At 68.8% G+C, this 17,504-nt stretch carries 19 protein-coding genes; 7 read left to right on the top strand and 12 right to left on the bottom strand.

The annotated features are described in order from the left end of the window. Nucleotides 1-72 precede the first annotated feature (72 nt). The gene (gene guaB, locus ACWEKS_RS02385) at nucleotides 73-1,617 is read right to left on the bottom strand and encodes an IMP dehydrogenase (protein WP_354830311.1); all 1,545 of its coding nucleotides are present in this window, start codon (nucleotides 1,615-1,617) and stop codon (nucleotides 73-75) included. Nucleotides 1,618-2,006: 389 nt separating this feature from the next. On the opposite strand from guaB, the gene ACWEKS_RS02380 reads away from it, so the two are divergent. Next, a complete protein-coding gene (locus tag ACWEKS_RS02380; RefSeq protein ID WP_029923780.1) occupies nucleotides 2,007-2,420 on the top strand; it encodes a DUF5319 domain-containing protein in 414 nt (137 codons plus the stop codon). A 121-nt stretch (nucleotides 2,421-2,541) separates the two neighbouring features. Here ACWEKS_RS02380 and ACWEKS_RS02375 read toward each other — a convergent pair whose 3' ends face one another. The 3 genes from ACWEKS_RS02375 to ACWEKS_RS02365 all read right to left on the bottom strand — a co-directional run bounded on the left by ACWEKS_RS02375 (nucleotide 2,542) and on the right by ACWEKS_RS02365 (nucleotide 5,388). Further along, nucleotides 2,542-3,708, bottom strand: a complete 1,167-nt coding sequence (locus ACWEKS_RS02375) for an anti-sigma-D factor RsdA (RefSeq protein ID WP_452338424.1) — start codon at nucleotides 3,706-3,708, stop codon at nucleotides 2,542-2,544. Further along, nucleotides 3,701-4,282 carry a sigma-70 family RNA polymerase sigma factor gene (locus ACWEKS_RS02370; protein WP_213557917.1) on the bottom strand — a complete coding sequence of 194 codons (582 nt, stop codon included), beginning with the start codon at nucleotides 4,280-4,282 and terminating at the stop codon, nucleotides 3,701-3,703. Before ACWEKS_RS02370 ends, ACWEKS_RS02375 begins: the two co-directional genes overlap by 8 nt. A gap of 161 nt (nucleotides 4,283-4,443) precedes the next feature. Further along, a complete protein-coding gene (locus ACWEKS_RS02365; RefSeq protein ID WP_452338423.1) occupies nucleotides 4,444-5,388 on the bottom strand; it encodes a hypothetical protein in 945 nt (314 codons plus the stop codon). 610 nt (nucleotides 5,389-5,998) lie between these two features. Between ACWEKS_RS02365 and ACWEKS_RS02360 the strand changes: the two genes are divergently transcribed. The 5 genes from ACWEKS_RS02360 to ACWEKS_RS02340 all read left to right on the top strand — a co-directional run bounded on the left by ACWEKS_RS02360 (nucleotide 5,999) and on the right by ACWEKS_RS02340 (nucleotide 8,292). After that, nucleotides 5,999-6,292 carry a WhiB family transcriptional regulator gene (locus tag ACWEKS_RS02360; protein ID WP_040855647.1) on the top strand — a complete coding sequence of 98 codons (294 nt, stop codon included), beginning with the start codon at nucleotides 5,999-6,001 and terminating at the stop codon, nucleotides 6,290-6,292. A 387-nt stretch (nucleotides 6,293-6,679) separates the two neighbouring features. Next, complete coding sequence (locus tag ACWEKS_RS02355) at nucleotides 6,680-7,255, top strand: sigma-70 family RNA polymerase sigma factor (protein ID WP_364605372.1); 576 nt, start codon at nucleotides 6,680-6,682, stop codon at nucleotides 7,253-7,255. A gap of 1 nt (nucleotide 7,256) precedes the next feature. Continuing rightward, a complete protein-coding gene (locus ACWEKS_RS02350) occupies nucleotides 7,257-7,571 on the top strand; it encodes an RskA family anti-sigma factor (RefSeq protein ID WP_379425686.1) in 315 nt (104 codons plus the stop codon). A gap of 123 nt (nucleotides 7,572-7,694) precedes the next feature. After that, nucleotides 7,695-7,934, top strand: a complete 240-nt coding sequence (locus ACWEKS_RS02345; protein WP_452338422.1) for a hypothetical protein — start codon at nucleotides 7,695-7,697, stop codon at nucleotides 7,932-7,934. A 154-nt stretch (nucleotides 7,935-8,088) separates the two neighbouring features. After that, on the top strand, nucleotides 8,089-8,292 hold the full coding sequence (locus ACWEKS_RS02340; RefSeq protein ID WP_452338421.1) for a hypothetical protein: 204 nt from the start codon (nucleotides 8,089-8,091) through the stop codon (nucleotides 8,290-8,292). Nucleotides 8,293-8,308: 16 nt separating this feature from the next. Here the strand turns inward: ACWEKS_RS02340 and groL are convergent, their stop codons facing one another. Both groL and groES read right to left on the bottom strand, forming a co-directional pair. Continuing rightward, nucleotides 8,309-9,916 carry a chaperonin GroEL gene (gene groL / locus ACWEKS_RS02335; RefSeq protein WP_452338420.1) on the bottom strand — a complete coding sequence of 536 codons (1,608 nt, stop codon included), beginning with the start codon at nucleotides 9,914-9,916 and terminating at the stop codon, nucleotides 8,309-8,311. A gap of 138 nt (nucleotides 9,917-10,054) precedes the next feature. After that, complete coding sequence (groES, locus tag ACWEKS_RS02330; protein ID WP_040855536.1) at nucleotides 10,055-10,357, bottom strand: co-chaperone GroES; 303 nt, start codon at nucleotides 10,355-10,357, stop codon at nucleotides 10,055-10,057. Nucleotides 10,358-10,993: 636 nt separating this feature from the next. Here groES and ACWEKS_RS02325 point away from each other — a divergent pair. Next, nucleotides 10,994-12,385, top strand: coding sequence for an Hsp70 family protein (locus ACWEKS_RS02325; protein ID WP_452338419.1), 1,392 nt, complete (start codon nucleotides 10,994-10,996; stop codon nucleotides 12,383-12,385). A 141-nt stretch (nucleotides 12,386-12,526) separates the two neighbouring features. Here the strand turns inward: ACWEKS_RS02325 and tsaD are convergent, their stop codons facing one another. From tsaD to dapA, 6 genes are all read right to left on the bottom strand, one after another. Then, entirely contained in the window at nucleotides 12,527-13,558 is a 1,032-nt protein-coding gene (gene tsaD, locus ACWEKS_RS02320) for a tRNA (adenosine(37)-N6)-threonylcarbamoyltransferase complex transferase subunit TsaD (protein WP_452338418.1), read from the bottom strand. Further along, the gene (gene rimI, locus ACWEKS_RS02315; protein ID WP_452338417.1) at nucleotides 13,555-14,064 is read right to left on the bottom strand and encodes a ribosomal protein S18-alanine N-acetyltransferase; all 510 of its coding nucleotides are present in this window, start codon (nucleotides 14,062-14,064) and stop codon (nucleotides 13,555-13,557) included. Before rimI ends, tsaD begins: the two co-directional genes overlap by 4 nt. After that, complete coding sequence (gene tsaB / locus ACWEKS_RS02310) at nucleotides 14,061-14,771, bottom strand: tRNA (adenosine(37)-N6)-threonylcarbamoyltransferase complex dimerization subunit type 1 TsaB (RefSeq protein WP_452338416.1); 711 nt, start codon at nucleotides 14,769-14,771, stop codon at nucleotides 14,061-14,063. The genes rimI and tsaB overlap by 4 nt, the downstream gene beginning before the upstream one ends. Before the next feature lie 94 nt (nucleotides 14,772-14,865). Continuing rightward, nucleotides 14,866-15,297, bottom strand: a complete 432-nt coding sequence (gene tsaE / locus ACWEKS_RS02305; protein WP_354831590.1) for a tRNA (adenosine(37)-N6)-threonylcarbamoyltransferase complex ATPase subunit type 1 TsaE — start codon at nucleotides 15,295-15,297, stop codon at nucleotides 14,866-14,868. A gap of 11 nt (nucleotides 15,298-15,308) precedes the next feature. Then, nucleotides 15,309-16,445, bottom strand: a complete 1,137-nt coding sequence (gene alr / locus ACWEKS_RS02300; protein ID WP_452338415.1) for an alanine racemase — start codon at nucleotides 16,443-16,445, stop codon at nucleotides 15,309-15,311. 118 nt (nucleotides 16,446-16,563) lie between these two features. After that, the gene (dapA, locus tag ACWEKS_RS02295; RefSeq protein ID WP_452338414.1) at nucleotides 16,564-17,469 is read right to left on the bottom strand and encodes a 4-hydroxy-tetrahydrodipicolinate synthase; all 906 of its coding nucleotides are present in this window, start codon (nucleotides 17,467-17,469) and stop codon (nucleotides 16,564-16,566) included. Nucleotides 17,470-17,504 lie beyond the last annotated feature (35 nt).

Here is a 17,504-nt window from a genome sequence, read left to right as displayed (position 1 = left end):
CCCCGCTCCGTCAGTCCAGAACGAGACGCGCCGCGAACCTTGTGGGCGTTGGTATTTGCCGGTTATGTCCGGCTACGAACGGGTGGTGTAGTTGGGAGCCTCGACGGTCATGGTGATGTCGTGCGGGTGCGACTCCTTCAGGCCCGCCGCCGTGATCTGCACGAACTGCGCCGCCTGCAGATCGGTGATGCTCTGTGAACCGGTGTAGCCCATGGCCGCGCGCAGACCGCCCACCAGCTGGTGGATGACCTGATCCAGCGGGCCGCGGAACGGCACCCGGCCCTCGATGCCCTCGGGCACCAGCTTCTTCTCCGAGAGCACGTCGTCTTGGAAGTAGCGGTCCTTGGAGTACGACTTGGCCTCGCCGCGACCCTGCATGGCGCCCAGCGAACCCATACCGCGGTAGCTCTTGAACTGCTTGCCGCCCACCAGGATCAGATCGCCGGGCGACTCGGCGGTACCGGCCAGCAGCGAACCGAGCATGACGGTCGAGGCGCCGGCCGCGATGGCCTTGGCGATGTCACCGGAGTACTGCACACCACCGTCGGCGATGACCGGCACACCGTGCGGCTTGCACGCCGCCACGGCCTCCAGGATCGCGGTGATCTGCGGCGCGCCGACACCGGCGACCACGCGCGTGGTGCAGATGGAGCCGGGGCCCACACCCACCTTCACCGCGTCCACGCCCGCCTCGACCAGCGCCAGGGCGCCCGCGCGGGTGGCGACATTGCCGCCGACGATCTGCACCCGGTCGCCGACCTCGGCCTTGACCTTGGAGACCATCTGCAGCACGCCCGACTGGTGACCGTGCGCCGTGTCGACCACCAGCACGTCCACGCCGACCTCGGCCAGCGTCATGGCCCGGACCCAGGCGTCCTCGCCGACACCGACTGCGGCGCCGACCAGCAGGCGGCCGTCACGGTCCTTGGTGGCGTTCGGGTACTGCTCGGTCTTGACGAAGTCCTTCACCGTGATCAGGCCGCGCAGCTTGCCGCTGCCGTCCACGATCGGGAGCTTCTCGATCTTGTGGCGGCGCAGCAGGCCCAGCGCGGCCTCGGCGGTGACGCCCTCCTGGGCGGTGATCAGCGGCGCCTTGGTCATCACCTCGGCGACCTTGCGGTCCTGATCGACCTCGAACCGCATATCGCGGTTGGTGATGATGCCGACCAGCATGCCGCGCTCGTCCACCACCGGCAGACCGGAGATGCGGAAGCGGGCGCACATGGCGTCGACCTCGGCCAGCGTGTCATCGGGGCGACAGGTCACCGGATCGGTCACCATGCCCGCCTCGGACCGCTTCACCGTCTCGGCCTGCGCGGCCTGCGCCTCCACCGACAGATTGCGGTGCAGCACGCCCATACCGCCCGCGCGCGCCATGGCGATGGCCATGCGCGCCTCGGTGACGGTGTCCATGGCCGAACTCACCAGCGGGGTGCGCAGCGAGATCTCACGCGTCAGCTTGCTCGAGGTGTCGACCGAGCTCGGAATCAGATCCGAGGCCGCGGGCAACAACAGCACGTCGTCGAAGGTGAGACCGAGCATGGCGATCTTGTCGGGATCGTCGCCGCCCGTATGGGGGCGGCCAGTGTTTCGTTCGCCCGTCACGGGACTGCTCATTCGGATCGACCCCTCCTGGACCTCGGCAACATCCACCGGACCGGGCACCGATGGACGCGTGGATGAATGGCAATGCCGGCGTTTGCTACCCGGCCTTTGGTCAACCATGGTATCGGCTCGACAATTCCACGCCGCACCCCGCCCGACCCCGCGTCAGTGGGCCTGACAGCACCGTATCGACGAGCACATCCGCTGCGGTTTGCCGGCCGTGCCATTACTGTGTCGGCAGCCACGACATCACGACACCTGCCCAGGACAACCACTGTGCCTGCCCAGGACAACACCGCGCGCCACACCGAGAGCGCACTGTGCGCCGCACCACCAGCGAAGTGAGGGCAAATCCCCTTCAGCGCTGGCGCACATGGGGTGGTTCTGCGTACCGTGGGACTGTGCGTGACCATCTACCACCTGGCTTGCCGCCGGATCCGTTCGCCGGAGACCCCTCCGACCCGTCGGCCGCGCTCGATGCCATCGAGCCGGGGGAGCCGCTGGATCCTCACGAGCGCCTAGCGGTCGAAGAGGATCTCGCCGACCTCGCGGTCTACGAGGCGCTGCTGGCCCACCGCGGCATCCGCGGTCTCGTGGTCAGCTGTGAGGACTGCCGGCAGGATCACTACCACGACTGGGACATGTTGCGCGCCAACCTCCTCCAGCTACTGGTGGACGGCACGGTGCGACCGCACGAGCCCGCCTACGACCCGACGCCCGAGGCCTACGTCACCTGGGACTACTGCCGCGGTTACGCGGACGCTTCCATGAACGAGGCACTGCACGGCGACGGATTCGACGGGTTCGACGTCTGATTCCTCGAAAAGGGCCTGCATCCCAAGGATGCAGGCCCTTTTCGCATGTCCCGCGAAGGCCGTTCCGCCCCGCTGACGTGAAAACCCGATCGGCGCACGACGATCGGGTGAAGCGGGTGTCCTAGTGCGTCCCCGGCAACGGAACCGGCGGCAGCAGGCCGCCGCCGGTCGGCAGGACGATCGTGGACGGGACGGGCGCGACGGGCGAGGGCTTTTCGACCGGCGGCGGCTGCAGGCCGCCACCCGTCGTACCGCCACTCGTCGGACCGCCACCCGTCGTACCGCCTCCGGTATTGCCTCCGCTCGGAACCACGACCGACGTCGGGTTCCCGCCGCCACCGGTCGGCGGCACCACCGGCGGTTCGGATTCCTGCGGCAGGGAGGGCACGGTGGTCACCGGCGGAACGGTCGGCACCGTCGAAATTCCGCCTCCGGCGCCCGGATTCGGGCTCGGCACGGTTTCGAGCGGCCGCGAATCGACGGTCGTCGACGGGCTGCCATCCGTCTTGGTCGGCGGATTCACCGGCGGCACCGGCTGATTCGGCGTGGTCGTCACGGCCGGCACCTTGGTGGTGCTGCTGGTCGGGGCGATCGACGCCAGCGAGCTGGCCACCTCGGGCGCCTTCTGCTGCAGCACCGCGTACAGCTGCTGCCAGCGGTCGGTCAGGTTGTCCTTCTTGCCGGAGTCGTTGACCTGGGAGGCATTGTCGGCGGCACGCTCCATCAGCGGCTTGGCCTCGTCGGCCTTGCCCTGCGCGATGAGCTGCTGCGCCTGCACCAGATCACTGTCCGCCCGCGAGACAACCGTTGATTGGGCCTGTTCGCTGAACACGACCTCCTTGACCCGCCAGAGCGGATCGCCGGGACTCGCGTTGTAGGAGAACGCCGTCAGACCTCCGATGACGAGCGCCATGGCCGCCGCCGCACCCAGGATGGGCCGGACGAGCCTTAGTCGCCCGCGATTCGACGCGCCGATTCTGGCCTGCCGTGCGCCGATCTCCTGGTTGACCGCGGCGACAATGGCATCCAGGTCCGGTCCGGCCGGCAACGGCTCGGCCACGATCTCCGCGCGCCAGTCCGCCAGCAAAGCGGCGAGCTGATACTCCTCCGAAGTACCCGTCTGCACGGGGCCGTCGCCGGAGATGGCGTCGATCAGTGCATCGTCGCGTCGCACCGCGGCAATGTCCACCGGCCCGGTATCACCGGACGCCTCGGCGTAGGGACCGCTGTTCTGCGATCCAGGTCGCGCCTTCCAGTCGCCCCGACCGCGCTCGCCATCCCTAGCCATACATTTCACCTGCCCTCGCCACTTGAGACTTGAGTTTCGCGAGTGCCCGGTGCTGGGCGACTCGTATAGCACCCGCCGTACTGCCCACGGCGACTGCAGTTTCTTCAGCCGACAGACCCATGACCAGGCGAAGGATCAGGATTTCTCGATGCTTTTCCGGCAAGGTCGCCAGCAGAGCGTTCATCTGCCGGCTCGTTTCGGATTCGAGAGCTCGCTGCTCCGGTCCCTGGTCGGTGGATATGACATCCGGTACTTCGGCCATGGCGTCCGCCTTGTTACGGGCGGAATTTCTGTGGGCGTCTGCGACCTTGTGCGAGGCGATGCCGTAGACGAAAGCCATGAACGGCCGACCCTGATCCTGGTACCTGGGGAGGGCGGTCATGACGGCCAGACAAACCTCCTGCGCGACGTCGTCAGCGGAGAGCTGGCCACGTTCGGCCGATCCGATGCGCGCACGGCAATACCGCACCACGAGGGGGCGGATGCTCACCAGTACCTGGGAAAGGGCCGCCCGGTCGCCCTGCGCTGCGGCAGCGACGACTGCGGGATCCAACTCCTCACCCGTGTTGTTCATCGTCAGAGCTGTTCCTGGCGTTTTCGAGAGTGGCACGGCGGCGGGAGAGCCGGTGCTTCCGCCGATGGGGGCGGAACGGTCCAACAATAGCGGCTGGCGCATTGATGCCAGCTGTTACGGGGTCCTTCTCCGGGACGACTCAGGGAAGTCCCGGAGGGCGCTCAGGGATGGCCGAGAAGGCCGCTGGCCGAACGCAATCGCCCGCCGCGAGCGGCCAGCAACCGCGCGCACTCGGCGGCCACGATCGCGCCGTCACCTCCGGGTTCGACGCCGGAGCGCAGCATGGCGCAGGCCCAGCGCAGCGGCAGTAGCTCATGTTCGGCGCAGGCGCGATCGACTTCGGTTGCGAGAGCCCGGGATCGGTCGAGGTCGCCGGCGGCGGCGCTGGCGGCGGCCAGCAGTAGCCGGGATTTCACTCGATGCCGCAGCGAGGGCGAGTTTTCCGCGAGGGCGAGGGCGGCCTCGGCGTGGGCCAGGGCGGGATCGGCCGGAGCCGGGCGACCGCCGGCCGCGAGCTCGGCCGCGGGAACGGAGATCAAACCGGAGCCGGGGGCCGACAGCGCCGTCTCGGCAGCCACCCAGTGCAGACGGACACGCGGGCGCCACGCACTCGGGGCATCGGTCAGATGAACGTCGAGGTGTTCATGGCAACGATCCAGCAGCCGGGCGGCAAGCGCCGGGCGGAGGGTGCCGAGAGCATCGGCGGCGAGTCCGGTCAACGCATCGCAAACCGCTTCGGCGCGCCTGATTTCCGCCGGGGTCGCGGCGGGCGCGGCCACGGGAGCACGATCGCCGGCGACGGCGGGCAGGGCGAGGGCGGCCGCGCGGCCGTCGGCCACGGCGGCGTCGCCGTGCCAGCCGAGCTGGCGCAGCAACGAAGCCTCGGTGCTGTGGGTGAGCGACAGCAGCGCGGGGTCGGTGGTGGCGCGGCGGGCGCGGGCGAGCTCGGCGCGCGCGGCGGCGTAGTGTCCGATTCCACTGAGCGAGACTGCTCGCATCCAGGATTCGGCGGCGTCGGCGGCCGCGGGCAAACCGGTGGCAGCGCGTTCTGGCGTGGCGCCGAAAGCGGCGTCGGCGAGTTCGGAGTTCACTTCGAGCACAGGCACAGCCGCACTGTAACCAGTGCCGGGGCAAGTGCGGGCAGCTGCCATACCATAGGCCCCCAGCTATCGATCAGCATTCACCAGCGCCTTTGTGTTTCCACTCCGTAAATCTGTTCTCGCTATCGCCCAGCACGCCCGTAAGGAATTCGTATAGCGTTTCGCGCTATTAACCTGACGGCCGCGAATCGGCCATCTCTACCCTACTCAGCGCGAGATGTCCAATGGCTGAGATCACTCTGATCGAGACTCTTGCATAGATCGAGTGACAGGTATCGACCCTCGAAAAGCTGCTGCTACCAGGCACTTCGACCAGACAGATGGGCTATCACGGGTTGGTCACGGCGCTGGGCAACCGATCAGTATCACCACAGGTAGGCGGTTTTGTAAATAGCGAGGATGTTAATTCTCTAATGTGCACGTATTCGGCTCGAGTCGAATGAAGCTATTGACTCGAATTCGTTGTCCGACCTAACGTACGTCATCGCCGTCGTTGGCGTCGTGTCGAATTGCGGAGCCGACGAAGTGCGATCGCCGGGCCACGGCGATGCGGCCACCTGTTTGCCACCAGCACCGCTCGACAATGCCGACGAGCTCGCACCATGAGGAGTTCACCATGCCTATGCCGACCCACCTCCCAGGTCCGAACGCCGATGTCTGGGATTGGCAGATGCGCGGATCCTGCCGCGGCCAGGACTCCGCGGTGTTCTTCCACCCGGACGGCGAACGCGGCCGCGCCCGGGCCCAGCGCGAGCTACGCGCCAAGGAGATCTGCAAGTCCTGCCCGGTGCTGCTGCAGTGCCGGTCGCACGCGCTGAAGGTCAGCGAGCCCTACGGCATCTGGGGCGGCATGTCCGAGACCGAGCGCGAGCTACACGCCCGCCGCAACCGCCGGCGCATCGTCGCCTGACCCACCTGTTCTGCGCTCCAGGCAAACTCGCGTGACTGGTGTTCACCAGCGGTATCACTGAGGCCGGCGACCGGGTGCGCTCGAGATTCCTCCCATCCGACAGCGATGGCGTGCCGAATGTCTAGCAAACACCCGGCACCGCTCGAGAGGGTCGGCGACGACCGGCGTCACGGCATGTCTCGAATGTCATGTATGCGACGGTTCGGTCAACTGGAAAGCCACTCTGCCACAGTCTCTTTGCCGATACCCCCACGCGAGAGGAGGTTATAGCGGCACGCTACCCTCGTGGCCGATGACACAGAACGGAGCGTTGTGACAGCGCGGCCGCCTGCCGCAGAGGGCAACTCGTTCCAGAGTTCGAGGGACGGAGGGGCGGAAACGCCCAGCGTGGACTCTGCGGTGACGGCGCGCGCAGCCGAAAGTCTGGAACTAGCCGCACTCCTCGAGCGTTGCGGGCAGTCGGATCAGCAGGCGTTCGCCGAGCTGTACGACCGCACCAGCGCGAGAGTGTTCGGCCTGGTTCTACGCGTGCTACATGATCCGGGCTATGCGGAGGAGACCACGCAGGAGGTCTATCTCCAGATCTGGCGCACGGCAGCCAACTTCGACCCGTCCAAGGGTTCGGCCGTCACCTGGTTGATGACGCTGGCCCATCGGCGCGCGGTCGACCGGGTTCGAGCCGAGCAGGCGCACGCCCTGCGCGAGGTCGCGTACGGCACCAGCACCCTCGGCAACGAATTCGACGAAGTCACCGAGGAGGTCGGGCGTCGGCTGGAACAGCAGGCGGTGCTCGCCGGCCTGGCGACGTTGACGGAGACGCAGCGGGAAGCCATCTCCCTCGCGTACTTCGGCGGACGCACGTACGCCGAAGTCGCAGCCCATCTGGGCGTGGGGTTGCCGACCGTCAAGTCCCGTATACGGGATGGATTGACACGACTCAAGAAAAGTTTGGGAGTGACGTGAGATGAAAGAAAGCCAGATCGATCTCGCGCACACTGTCGCGCTCGGATCGATCGGCGACGAAGATCAGCGCGCAGTGGCGGACCTTTTGGATACCGACGACGCCGTACTGCGCGCCGCCTTCACCCAGGAAGTGCAGCAGACCCGAGAAGCCATCATGCTGGCCGCGTCCGCGGTGGCCGTACCGCCACCGCCCGCGCTCCGCGATCGCCTTCTCGCCGCGATAGCCACAGACCAGGCACCGCCGAACACGATCCACCGCTCCCACCCCGGTCTCCACCACGGAAACGGCCGCTCCCCCAGTCCGATCCACGACTGAGAGCTCATTTCCCGAAGTACGAGGTCCCGAACCCGTCACGCCCGCGAGGCCCCATTGCCTGCCGCCGATTCAGGTCGCCTGACCAGTTTCGGCTGCATGCTTTGCCGGTAAAGACCGATTCGTATGCGACTCCTCAGCATCCTCATTCGCTCCTACCGCCGTGGCCTCGCGGGACTGGCCGCTGTCACCCTCGTCATCGGGGGTCTCTATGCCTTCACCGACTCCCATTCGGGCGATCTCCGGGACCCATCCCCCGCCATCCCACTCCCGCCCGTCTCCGGGCCGCTGGGCCCGAATTGGCTGACGCCGTCACCGACCGACTCCTACCCCGGGCCCACGCTGACGAACTCCCCGGCGCGCTGACTCCCGCGCGGATCCGAAAACCAATGCGGGCCCGCATACCCGGACCGATACCTCGCGGCGGTCGGATTCCGTTCGGGCATTGGAACTTTCATCGAGCGAGGCCGGCACTGCCTCGGTGGACACGGCGCGGCGGCCCGAAAATGACAGTGGCGCAATGCAGTCCGGGCGAGACCACAGCAAGCGGGGCGTCACCATGGCAGCGGGCGGGACCATGGCGGTGCGGGCGTCACCATGGCGGTGCGGGGCGTGGCGCAGTCGCGCCGACGGCCGGATCGCGCCGGAGGAAGTCGGGTGGCGCGGTAAGGGTTCGGAGACGGCGAGGCCCCCGGACAGCGGGCTGTCCGGGGGCCTGAGCTGACGTCAGCGGGGCTGGGTCAGTGGGCGTGGCCGTGGTGCGCGTTGGCGGGCTCTTCGACCGGCTTGTCGACGATCGCGGACTCCGTGGTGAGCACCATGCGCGCCACCGAGGTGGCGTTCTCCACCGCGGAACGGGTCACCTTCACCGGGTCGATGACGCCCTCGGCGACCAGGTCGCCGTAGGTGAGGGTGGCGGCGTTGAAGCCGTGCTTGCCGTCGGACACCTTGGACACGACGACCGCGCCGTCGACGCCGGCGTTGCTGGCGATCCAGAACAGCGGCGACAGCAGGGCCTGACGCACGACCTCGACGCCGACCGCCTCGTCACCGGAGAGCGAGTCGCGCAGGGCGTTCAGCGTGGACGCGGCCTGCACCAGGGCGGTGCCACCACCGGGGACGATGCCCTCGGCGACCGCGGCCTTGGCGGACGCGACGGCGTCCTCGACGCGGTACTTGCGCTCCTTGAGCTCGGTCTCGGTGGCCGCGCCGACCTTGATGACGGCGACGCCGCCGGCCAGCTTGGCCAGGCGCTCTTCCAGCTTCTCGCGGTCCCAGTCGGAGTCGGTGTTCTCGATCTCCTTGCGCAGCTGGGCAACTCGCCCGTCGATGTCGGACTGCGCGCCGGCGCCCTCGACGATGGTGGTCTCGTCCTTGGTGACCACGACGCGGCGGGCCTTGCCCAGCACGTCCAGGCCGGCCTCACGCAGGGTGATGCCCAGGTCCGGGTTGACCACGGTGCCGCCGGTGACGATGGCCAGGTCGTCCAGGAACGCCTTGCGGCGGTCACCGAAGAACGGGGCCTTCACGGCGACGACCTTGAGGGTCTTGCGAATCGCGTTGACCACCAGGGTGGACAGCGCCTCGCCGTCGACGTCCTCGGCGATGATGACGACCGGCTTGCCCGACTCCGCGATCTTCTCCAGCAGCGGCAGCAGATCCGGCAGGGAGCTGATCTTCTCGCGGTTCAGCAGGATCCACACGTCCTCGTAGACCGCCTGCATGGTCTCCGGGTCGGTGACGAAGTACGGGGACAGGTAGCCCTTGTCGAACTGCACGCCCTCGGTGATGGCGACCTCGGTCTGCAGACCCGAGGACTCCTCGATGGTGACGACGCCGTCCTTGCCGACCTTGGTCAGCGCCTCGGCGACCAGCGCGCCGATCTCCTCGTCCCGCGAGGACACGGTGGCGACCTGCGCGATGGACTTCTCGCCGTTGACCGGGGTCGCGGCGGCGTGCAGGGCGGCGGCGACCGCCTCGGCGGCCTTGTTCATGCCCTTGCCCAGGGTCATCGGGTTGGCGCCCGCGGCAATGTTCTTCAGGCCGCCCTTGATGAGGGCCTGCGCCAGCACGGTGGCGGTGGTGGTGCCGTCGCCGGCGACATCGTTGGTCTTGGTGGCGACGCTCTTGACCAGCTGCGCGCCCAGGTTCTCGAAGGGGTCCTCGAGGTCGATCTCACGGGCGATGGTCACGCCGTCGTTGGTGACGGTCGGGCCGCCGAACGCCTTGGCCAGCACCACGTGCCGGCCGCGCGGGCCCAGGGTGACCTTGACGGCGTCGGCGAGCTTGTCGACGCCGCGCTCCATAGCCCGGCGAGCCTTCTCGTCGAACTCGATCTGCTTTGCCATGTACCTACTCCTGAAATGAGTTGGGTCGGAACGCACTCCGCCCCGGGCCGGTTGCTGTTGGCAGCTGCGACTCCGGGGCGGTGTCTCTCGAGGGGGTTTCAGGGGAAGCCCCTGAGAGCCCCGAGAGTTGGAGCGTTCTTACTTGGTGACGACGGCCAGCAGGTCGCGAGCCGACAGGATCAGGTACTCCGCACCGTTGTACTTGATCTCGGTGCCGCCGTACTTGCTGTAGATGACGACGTCGCCTTCCTTGACGTCCAGCGGAATCCGCTTCTCGCCGTCCTCGTCCCAGCGACCCGGGCCCACGGCGATGACGGTGCCCTCCTGGGGCTTCTCCTTCGCCGTGTCGGGGATGACCAGGCCGGAGGCGGTCGTCGTCTCGGCCTCGTTGGCCTGGACGAGGATCTTGTCCTCGAGCGGCTTGATGTTCACGCTCGCCACGTTGAGCCCTCCACTTTCAGGGGATTCGTCGCGTCCGGGGCTGTTCCCCGGACTCACGGTTTCGGTCATGTGTGTGACCCTGCGCAATCAGCCCCGTCGTCGCGGGTGCCGGGACCCCTGCTCAGTAGTCATCAGCTGGCACCTCAGCACTAACCCAGTGCCAACTAGCACTCTATACACGGGAGTGCCAGCGCTCAAGGCCGGGCACTGCTACTCGGCGCCCGGTGTTACCTGTAACGCCGCTGGACAGCACGGCAACACCGCTGGACAACGCGACTCGCCGACACGACGGCCCGGGAATCTGAGGTCTTCCAAAGAAATCCGAAAATCTGTAACGTTCGGATAACGGATTGTGACACCATTGACGTCGGCCACGCGACGAGACCGACTCGGTCCCGCCACGTGCACCGTCGAGAGTTTCACAACTGCTTCACCCCGCTAACCGCGCGGCAACCCAGCGCGCGGGCTCGAGAAGAGAGCAAGACCGCAAGTGATCAGTGGCAGGTCCGGATGCCCTATCGGACAAGGGCCCGCCGCGATCCGAAGCTCGGAGACGTCCGCTACCCGTAGGGCGCGTCCGGAGTCCGTTCGAGATGGTCGTCTCCACCCGGACCATCCGCTCGAAGGGAGGTGAACATGCGAACATCCCTCGGCATCTCCGCCGGGAGCGAGGTGGTGTGCTCGGCGACGGTCGCCACCGCGCCCAACGGCGCCCAGAACTTCGACTACCGCGTCGTGACAGCCGATACCGCCCACTCCGACGTCGGTGACCTGGTGGCCTCCTCGATCGAATTGATGACCACCCAGATCCCGCGCGACAGCGTGCATCCGGTCGGCGCCCATCCGATCGCCCGCGGCAACGGCCACCGCGAGCCCGACTCGGCCCCGCCCAGTGACATCGCGGTCGCCTACCGGGACCGGGAGCAGGCTCAGATCATCCGCTCGGCGATCGGCCGGCAGCGGCACGGCGTGCAGCTCATCCCGGAAAGCACCGCGGCCCTGGCCTATCTGCGGCACACCGGCCTGCTGGACCGCTGGAACACGGTGGCAATCATCGACATCGGGGCCACCGGCACCACGGTCACCGTGGCCGACCACGCCGACGACACCGTGCTGCGCACCGAGCGCACCACCGCCATCAGCGGTAACGCCATCGACGAGCTGATCCTGCAGCATCTGCTGGACTGCCACCTGTCCCGCCGCGGCATCCGCCCCAACCGGGGCATCCTGCTCAACCGCAGCCGCGCCGCCAAGGAGCACCTGTCGGTGGTCCCGGCGGTCACCATCGACCATGTGGCCGGGCAGCCGCTCAAACTGACCCGGGTGGACTTCGAGGAGATCGTCGCCGACCTGCTACGCGAGCTGGCGGTGTTCTCCCGCACCGTGTTCGCGCGCGCGCCGAAGTTCCCGGAGGCGGTCGCCGTCATCGGCGGCGGCGCCAATGTGCCGATCATGGTGGTGGGGCTGGAGCGCGAGCTCGACGTGCCGGTCGTCACCGTGCCGGAGCCGGAGGCCGCGATCGCGAAAGGCGCGGCGCTGGTAGCGGATTCGACCACGCCGAGCAGCACCTTCCCGGTGATCGGCCTGGGCTCGGACGCGCCGATCGGCACCTTCACCAAGCTCGCGGGCACGCTGGCGGGCGCGATCGTGGTGGTCGGACTGATCGTCGGGTACGGGGTCAAGGAATTCGTGGTGCCCGAGCCGCAGAACACCCACTACTCGCCGTCCACGACCGGCCCGCAGCAGTCGGTCCCGCAGACCACGCCGACGGGTCCTGCGGGCGGCTCCACCAGCACCACGACTACCCAGCGCCGCACCACGGCCGCGGCTCCGACGCCCCTGACCGGTTCGGCCGGCGGCGCGCCCGCCGCGCCCAGTAGCACCGCCCAGCCGCCGCTGCGCCCGGATCCCGACCTACCCCAGATCCCGTTCCCCGCGGATCTCCCCCGCCTGCTCGGGCCGCTGCTCGGCACCTCGCTGCCGTCGGCCGAGTCGGACCGCCTCCCCGAGACTTCAGCGGCCGGCTGAGAGCCGTCGACGGTCACGTACCCGGGCCGGCGGTTGGGTGCCGAACCGAGTTCGGACGTACCCGATGAGTTACCCCAACCGTCACGAAATCGGTTGTCGCCTCGGCATTCGCCAAACCGCCACGATCTTTTGCAGGCGGCGCTACAGGTGGCTGGTGGAGACTGGAAGACCGGGGTCGGTGGCGACGCTGAGTTCGGAAGGCTCTGCGCCGCCGGCGATCACGTGGGCGCCGAGGGTGGCGATCATGACGCCGTTGTCGGTGCACAGGCGCGGCTTGGGGACGCGCAGGGTGATGCCCGCTGCGGTGCAGCGTTCTTCGGCCATCGAGCGGATGCGGGAGTTGGCGGTCGCGCCGCCGCCCAGCACCAGGGTGTCGACGCCGGTGTCCTGGACCGCGCGCACCGCCTTCATGGTGAGCACATCCGCCACGGCCTCCTGGAAGGACGCCGCGATATCCGGGATGGGCAGCTCGCGGCCTTCCCGTTGCGCCGCTTCGACATAGCGCGCGACGGCGGTCTTCAGTCCGGAGAAGGAGAAGTCGTAGCGCGGGTCGCGGGGGCCGGTCATGCCGCGCGGGAAGGCGATGGCGCTCGGATCGCCCTCGGTGGCAATGGAATCCAGCACCGGCCCGCCCGGGTAGCCGAGGCCGAGCAGGCGGGCCACCTTGTCGAAGGCCTCGCCCGCGGCGTCGTCGACCGTGCTGCCCAATTCGGTGATGGGGTGGGCGAGATCGATGACCTGCAGCAGGTGGGTGTGCCCGCCGGACACCAGCAGCGCGACCGCCGGGGGCATGGGACCGTGTTCGAGGGTGTCGACGGCCACGTGCCCGCCCAGATGGTTGAGCGCGTAGAACGGGATATCCCAGGCCGCCGCATAGGCTTTCGCCGCTGCGACGCCCACCAGCAGCGCGCCCGCGAGACCGGGGCCGATGGTGACGGCGAGGGCGTCGGGCTTGCTGATGCCGGCCGTGGCCAGCGCCCGGCGCATGGCGGGCACGATAGCCTCGAGGTGTGCGCGGGAGGCGATCTCGGGCACCACGCCGCCGAAGCGGGCGTGCTGGTCCACGCTGGAGGCGACCTCGTCGGCGAGCAGTTCGCAACTGCCGTCGGGCAGTCGGCGCACGATGCCGACTCCCGTTTCGTCGCAGGAGCTTTCGATACCCATGACGATCATGACGAGACCTCGGCGTCGGTGGTGAATCCGTCCTGCGGGAAGCCGGCCATGGCGGGTCGCCGCATGGTGTACGCGTCGGCCCCGCTGGGCTGGTAGTAGTTCTTGCGCAATCCGATGATGTGGAAGCCGTGCTTCTCGTAGAGCGTGATGGCGGGCGCGTTGTCGGTGCGGACCTCGAGGAACACCGGCCCGCCGCGGCGCCCGGCCTCCAGCAGCAGCGCCTCCAGCAGCCGGGTGCCGATGCCGCGCCGGTGCTCGGCGGGATCGACGCCGATGGTGTGGACCTCGGCCTCGGGATGTTCGGCGGTGCCGAGCAGTGCGATGCCGGCGTAGCCGATCATGCGGCCGTCGGTGTCGCGCGCGGTGATGTAGCGGTTGTGCGGTCCGGCCAGCTCCGACAGGAACGAAACCTCGTGCCAGGGATCGTCCTCCGGGAACAGCACCTGCTCGAGTTCGGCACAGCGGGTGACGTCGGCAGGCCGCATCGGTTCGATGCGGATGGTCATCGGCCCACCTGCGCGTAACTCTTCTCGACGGCATCGGGGCGGCGCAGGTACAGCGGCACCAGCGGCGCGGGCACGACGCCGGCCAGGATCTCGGCGGCGGCGCAGCGCACCAGGCCCGCCGGGGACGGCGTCTCGACCGGCAGCACCGGCAGATCGAAATAGTCGACGTGCGAAGCGGATCCGGCGATCACGATGGCGGCGGCCTGATCCAGATCGGCGGGCTTGCTCACCTCGGGTCCCTCGGACCGCGTCAGCATGCGGCCCCCGGCCGCGGTGCGGTAGCGCGCCCAGTACACCTCGCGGCGGCGGGCGTCGGTGACGACCATCAGCTCGATCGGGTCGGCGCTCTCACGCAGATAGCTCTCGGTGTCGGCGGCGATGGCGTCCAGGCTGCACACCCCGTACACCGGAACGCTCAGTGCGTCACCGAAGGCGGCCGCGGTGGCCATGCCCACGCGCAGTCCGGTGAACGGCCCGGGCCCGACACCGGCCACGACAGCGGCGATATCGGCACGGGAGCGGCCGGATTCGGCGAGGCAGGCCAGGATCTGCGGGGTCAGCACCTCGTTGTGCGCGCGAGCGTCCACGGTCACCTTGGCGGTGATCGTGGTGATCTGCGGTGCGTTCGACCCGGGTTGCGCCGGTTCCAGTTCCACCAGTCCCGCTGTGACGGCGGGGGTCGCGGTGTCGACAGCCAATATCAGCATGATTGTCTTTACGATACCGGGTGGTACAGCCCACTCGGCGTGGTGTCTGCCTGCGGGAACTTACCGGCGGATCCGGGACTTTTCCGGTCCGGTTTCAATTAGCGGCGACCCACTCCCATTCGGCGGTGCGCACATCGGACTCGGGTTCGCGGCGCAGCTGCACGCGCAGATGGCGATCGGACAGGTGTTCGGCCACGCCCAGCCCCCATTCGACCACCACCACGGCGTGGTCGAGATCGGTGTCCAGGTCGAGGGCGTCGAGTTCGTCGAGGTCGCCGCCGAGCCGGTAGGCGTCCACGTGCACGAGGGCCACCGCGCCCGGGTGGGTTCCGGCGCGGTGCTGGCGGGCGATGATGAAAGTCGGTGAGCTGACCCGTCCTTCGACACCCAGCCCGGCGGCGATGCCGCGAGTGAGCGCGGTCTTGCCCGCGCCCAGCGGCCCGTCGAGGATCACCAGATCCCCGGCATGCAGTTGTTCGGCGAGCTCGCGGCCCAGCGCCTCGGTGTCCTCGACGGTGGCGAGCATGCGGTGATCGGTCACCGGTCACCGCCGACGTGGGTACGGACCACGCGGCCGCGGGGGTAGCAGACGATCTCGTAGTTGATGGTGCCGAGCGTGTCGGCCCACTCCTGGGCGTGCGGGTGACCGGGCTCACCACCGAACAGCACCGCGGTGTCACCCGCCCGGACCCCGGCTTCGTTCTCGCCCAGGTCCAGCACGATCTGATCCATGCAGACCCGGCCGATCTGCGGGTAGCGGACGCCGCCCAGCGCCACCGAGAATCGGCCGCCCAGCGGGCGCGGCACGCCGTCGGCGTAGCCGGCCGGAACGAGGGCGACCGTGGTGTCGCGGTCGGCGGTCCACTCGTGGCCGTAGGACACGCCCTCCCCCGCCGCGACCCGCTTCACCCGGAGCACCCGGGCGCGGAAGGTCATGGCCGGACGCAGCCCGAAATCGGACAGCTCCGGGATCGGTGACAGGCCGTACACGGCGATGCCGGGGCGCACCATGTCGAAGGCGAGGTCCGGACGGGTCAGTGCGGCAGCGGAATTCGCCAGGTGCACCAGTTCCGGCTGCAGGCCGTGCTCCTTGGCGGTGGCGATGAACTCCAGGAACCGTTCGCGCTGCAGGTCATTGACCGGATGCTGCGGGTCGTCGGCGAGCGCGAGGTGGGAGAAGATGGCGCGGAAGCGCACCGTCTCCTCGGCCACCAGCCGCCCGAGCAGGTCGAGCACCTCGGGGAATTCGGCGGCGGGGATGCCGTTGCGATTGAGCCCGGTGTCCACCTTGAGACTCACGGTGGCGGTCCGGCCGAGCTGCCGCGCCGCCTGCGCCACGCCCTCGAGCTGCGTGAGTGCGGAGACGCCGATTTCGATATCGGCCGCGATGGCGCTCGCGTAGTCGGTGTCGGAGGTGTTGAGCCAGCACAGGATCGGTGCGGTGATCCCCGCGGCCCGCAGCTCCACCGCCTCCCCGACCGTGGTGGTGCCGAGTTCCCGCGCGCCCGCCGCCAGGGCCGCCCGCGCCACCTCGGCCGCACCGTGGTTGTACCCGTCCGCCTTGACCACGACCATGACCGCGGCGTCGCCGGCGTGCTCGGCCAGGATTCGCACATTGTGGGCGATGGCATCCAGGTCGACGACGATCTCCACCTGTGGGTCTGGCTTCTTCACGCCCTCGATACTGCCATCTTGCCTCCCCGAGCCTTCAGCGGACGGCTGAGAGCCGTTGACCGTCGCGCACCCGTGCCGGCGGTTGGTTGCCACACCGATTTTGGGCGTACCCGGTGAGTTACCCGGCCCTCACGAAATCAGTTGTCACCTTCGCAGCGGCAATCGCCGCCAGTGCGGCGGACAACGCGCTCTCGCTTGCCGCGAGCAGCGGCAGCCGGACGCCCGGGGTGGGGATGCGGCCCTGGGCGGCCAGAACCGCCTTCACGACAACGGGATTGGGTTCGGTGAACAGGGCGGCGGCCAGCGGAGCCAGGCGGTTGCCCAGTTCGCGGCCGGATTCCAGTTCGCCCCGGCGCCAGGCGGCGATCAGGTCGGCGTAGGCGGCCGGGGCGACATTGGCACAGGCGAGAATCGCACCCGACGCGCCCAGGGCCAGCAGCGGAGCGGCATACAGATCGTCGCCCGCGAGCACCGAGGTGTGGCCGGGCACCCGGGACATGAAGGAGATCGTGGTGTCGTCGATGCCGCCCGCGGTGTATTTGAAGCCCGCGACATTCGGCAGTTCGGCCAGGCGGAGCAGGGTGTCGGCGCTGAGGGTCAGGGCCGTGCGGTACGGGATGTGGTAGATCAGCAGCGGCACGGGGCTGGCGGCGGCGAGGGTCCGGAAATGTTCCACCACACCGGCTTCCGACGGACGCAGGTAGTAGGGGACGACCGCGAGGGCGGCGGTGGCGCGCGGGTCGAGGGCGGCGAGGGCGCGCGCTGAGTCGAGGGTCGTGTTGGAGCCCGCACCGACGATGAGGACGGCGGCGCGCTCGCGACAGACGTTCGCGCAGATATCGATGACCCGGGCCTGCTCGGCCGCGATCAGGGCGGCGGGTTCGCCGGTGGTGCCGAGCGCGACCAGGCCCGCCGCGCCCGCGTCGAGGACCTCGTGGGCGAGCGCTTCCAGGGCGTCGGCGGCCAGGTCGCCGTCGGCGGTGAAGGGCGTGACCAGGGGCACATACAGGCCGGTGAATGTCATGTGACCAGCGTGATCGATGCCGGGCTTCAGGTCTA

It is taken from the genome of Nocardia sp. NPDC004711 (assembly GCF_053601595.1).
The sequence above is the reverse complement of the archived record's forward strand: the minus strand, read 5'-3'. Positions and strand labels throughout refer to the sequence as shown.